This is a genomic window from Mesorhizobium sp. M2A.F.Ca.ET.039.01.1.1 (genome assembly GCF_003998035.1).
Classification (GTDB): Bacteria; Pseudomonadota; Alphaproteobacteria; order Rhizobiales; family Rhizobiaceae; genus Mesorhizobium.
The window spans coordinates 1-3,207 of record NZ_RZRY01000695.1 but is presented as its reverse complement, the minus strand read 5'-3'; the positions used below and the strand labels follow the sequence as shown (position 1 = coordinate 3,207).

Annotated in this window: 4 protein-coding genes; all 4 read right to left on the bottom strand. The window is 65.3% G+C overall.

Annotated elements, in window-relative coordinates; all coding sequences use genetic code 11:
- Positions 1-44 precede the first annotated feature (44 nt).
- The 4 genes from EOA24_RS32025 to modA all read right to left on the bottom strand — a co-directional run bounded on the left by EOA24_RS32025 (position 45) and on the right by modA (position 3,101).
- Positions 45-386, bottom strand: coding sequence for a winged helix-turn-helix domain-containing protein (locus EOA24_RS32025; protein ID WP_042644082.1), 342 nt, complete (start codon positions 384-386; stop codon positions 45-47).
- 84 nt (positions 387-470) lie between these two features.
- On the bottom strand, positions 471-1,583 hold the full coding sequence (gene modC / locus EOA24_RS32020) for a molybdenum ABC transporter ATP-binding protein (RefSeq protein WP_126082046.1): 1,113 nt from the start codon (positions 1,581-1,583) through the stop codon (positions 471-473).
- Positions 1,580-2,284 (bottom strand): molybdate ABC transporter permease subunit, encoded by a 705-nt coding sequence (modB, locus tag EOA24_RS32015; RefSeq protein WP_126082045.1) that lies wholly within the window; start codon positions 2,282-2,284, stop codon positions 1,580-1,582. The genes modC and modB overlap by 4 nt, the downstream gene beginning before the upstream one ends.
- 22 nt (positions 2,285-2,306) lie before the next feature.
- Positions 2,307-3,101, bottom strand: a complete 795-nt coding sequence (modA, locus tag EOA24_RS32010) for a molybdate ABC transporter substrate-binding protein (protein ID WP_127256113.1) — start codon at positions 3,099-3,101, stop codon at positions 2,307-2,309.
- Between the last annotated feature and the right edge of the window lie 106 nt (positions 3,102-3,207).

Sequence of the window (3,207 nt, the reverse complement as noted above, 5' to 3'; positions counted from 1 at the left end):
ACGTCACACCCTACTGCCCTACTGCCCTACTGCCCTACTGCCCTTCATCCGGCATCGATCTCCGCCTGCAGCGCCTGCATATGGACGGCCGCGGCCGATGACGCGGCCCGCTCTATGGCCCGGAAACGGCTGACGACCGCCAAACCCACCGATGTCAATTGCGCGCCGCCGCCCTTCTTGCCGCCGGTTTGCGCGGCGACCAGCGGCTTGCCGAACACGCGGTTCATGTCCTCGACCAGATCCCACGCATGCTTGTAGGACATCTCCATGCCGCGCGCCGCGGCCGAGATCGATCCGAAGGCGGCGATCTGCTCCAAAAGCTCAATCTTGCCGGGGCCGATCCGGCCGTCGGGGTCGAGATTTATCCGCAGGCTCAACGATGGCATGCCCTGTCCTCCGCGGTCATGCCGAGACTACCCTCTCCGCCGCCAGATCGCTATTCCAAATCAACATAGCGATTTGGCCCTTCGTCAACCATCCGCCTCAACCGGCAGGCCCGCCCCGGTCGTCGCGCTGTCGAAGCTCACCGTCTTGATCACCGCGAAGACCTGCTGGCCGAGCGCCAGACGAAGGGTGTGTTTGGACTGTTCGGTGATCCGAGCCAGCACGATCGCGCCATTGCAGTCGATGGCGATTTCCACGGTCGGCCCGATGCCCGGCCTGACAGCGGTGATCGTTCCCGCCAGAATGTTGAGCGCGCTGAGACCTGCCGGCCGCTCGGTCGCGATCATGACGTCGCGGGCGCGGATGCGAATGCGCACCGGAGCGCCCGCTGCCATCGCCAGTTTCGGCACCCGGATTTCGCCGGCCGGTGAGCCCAGCACCGTCATGCCGAACGCCTCGTCGTGGCGCAGTACCTTGGTGTCGAGCACCGCCCCGCCTTCGCCGCGTTCCTCCGCCGGCAACAGGTCGAGCCGTTGCATGATCGCCTCGGTCGGGCCTGAGGCCGCGACCTTGCCTTGCGAAAGCACGACGACGTCGCTCGCCAGCCGCGCCACTTCGGCGACGGAATGGCTGACATAGACGATCGGGATCTTCGTCTCGTCGCGCAGCCGCTCGATATAGGGCAGGATCTCGGCCTTGCGCGCCTCGTCGAGCGAGGCCAGCGGCTCGTCCATCAGAAGAAGTTTCGGGCTGGCAAGCAGGGCACGGCCGATCGCGACGCGCTGCTTCTCGCCGCCCGACAGTTTCGCCGGCCGCCGGTCGAGGAGATGACCGATGCCGAGCAGCTCGACCACCGCATCCATCTTGGCGTAGCGCTCGGAAGCCGGCGTGAACCAGCGGCCATAGCGCAGATTGCCGGCGACGCTCATATGCGGGAACAGCCGCGCATCCTGGAACACCATGCCGATCCGCCGCCTGTGCATCGGCACGAAGATGCGCGCTTCAGTATCGGCCAGCACCCGCCCATCGACGGCAATGCGGCCCTTGTCCGGGCGGATCAGCCCCGCGATCAGTTTGATCAGCGTCGACTTGCCCGAGCCGGAAGGCCCGAACAGCGCCGTCAGCCGCCCGGCGCTGTCGAAACGCGCTTCCACGGCGAAGTCGCCCAGGCGATGGCGGATGTCGACCGAGAGCATCATTCGATGTCCATCCGCCGGCCGACGCGCCGCGCCAGCACCTCCGAGGCGACGAGCGCGACCATCGAGATGACGATCGAGATCAGCGTCAGCCTGAGCGCGCCCTCATCGCCGCCGGGCACCTGTGTGAAGGTGTAGATCGCCGAGGGCAAAGTCTGCGTCTCATTGGGGATGTTGGAGACGAAGGTGATGGTGGCGCCGAACTCGCCCATCGCCTTGGCGAAGGAAAGGATCGCACCCGCAATCAGGCCGGGCAGGATCAGCGGCAGCGTGATGGTGGCGAACACCCAGAGCGGATTGGCGCCGAGCGTGCCGGCCGCGGCCTCGATTCTGCGGTCGACGGCCTCGATCGACAGCCGGATCGCCCGCACCATCAGCGGAAAGCCCATGACGCCGCAGGCCAGCGCCGCGCCGGTCCAGCGGAACGAAAAGACGATGCCGAAATGCTCGGCAAGAAAGGCGCCGGCCGGCCCGCGCCGGCCGAAGGTGAGCAGGAGCAGATAGCCCGTCACCACCGGCGGCAGGATCAGCGGCAGATGCACCAGCCCGTTGAGCAGGGTCTTGCCCCAGAAACGCCCTCGCGCCAGCAGCAGCGCAAGCAGGATGCCGGGCGGCAGGCTGGCGATCATCGCCACCGTCGCCACCTTGATCGACAGCCGGACCGCATTCCATTCGTCGGGAGTGAGGTCCAGCAGCCAGTTCATGTCAGCGTTTGCGCGATCTCTCTTAGTTGCTCGGCGCGAGCACCGTGAAACCCTGCTCCTTGAAGAGTTCGGCGGCCTTGGCCGATTCGACGCATTTCAGGAAGGCAGCCGTATCCTTGTCCTTCGAATCCGCGATCTGGGCAATCGGGTAGATGATCGGCGGATGCGAATCTTCCGGGAAGGTGCCTACGACCTTGACGCCCTTCTCCGCATGCGCGTCGGTGGCGTAGACGATGCCCAGCGCCGCCTCGCCCGTCGACACCAGCTTTAAGGCTGCACGCACATTCTCGGCCTGCGCGACCTTGCCCTTGACGGACGACCAGACGCCCAGCGATTCCAGCGCCGCCTTGCCGTATTTGCCGGCCGGCACGGCCTTGAAATCGCCCATGGCAAGCTTGCCGTCGCCGATCAGCTTGGCGACGTCGAAGCCCTTCTCGACTTTAGTCTCGACCGTGGAATCCTTCGGCGCCACGAGCACGATCTGGTTGCCAAGCAGCTTCACCTCGGTGTCCGGCTTGGTCAGCTTCTTGTCCGAAAGATATTTCATCCAGTCGAGGTCGGCCGACACGAAGACGTCAGCCGGCGCGCCGCCTTCGATCTGCTTGGCCAGGGCGGAGCTTGCCGCGTAGGAAATGGTGGCGGCCTCGCCGACTTCCGGCTCGCAGGCCTTGCTGACCGCATCGAGCGCGTCCTTGAGGCTTGCCGCGGCAAACACGACGACCTTGTCGTCGGCACGTGCCGCCGTCACCGCCGCCATCAGCATTGCCGTGAAACCTCCAATAGCGATCGCCTTCAACCCGAAACCCGTGCCCGTCATGAAGTCTCTCCCTGGTTTCAAAATCCGTACGGCTCGAAGCCTCAGACCGATATATCCGGATGAACATAACAAGGAAAGGCTTTTCGCCTGTCGTGGCATTGTGGGC

Bases quoted from the DNA above. Each gene is read 5' to 3' on its own strand.
- modC (WP_126082046.1), bottom strand. From the start codon at position 1,583: ATGATGCTCTCGGTCGACATCCGCCATCGCCTGGGCGACTTCGCCGTG.
- EOA24_RS32025 (WP_042644082.1), bottom strand. From the start codon at position 386: ATGCCATCGTTGAGCCTGCGGATAAATCTCGACCCCGACGGCCGGATC.
- modB (WP_126082045.1), bottom strand. From the start codon at position 2,284: ATGAACTGGCTGCTGGACCTCACTCCCGACGAATGGAATGCGGTCCGG.
- modA (WP_127256113.1), bottom strand. From the start codon at position 3,101: ATGACGGGCACGGGTTTCGGGTTGAAGGCGATCGCTATTGGAGGTTTC.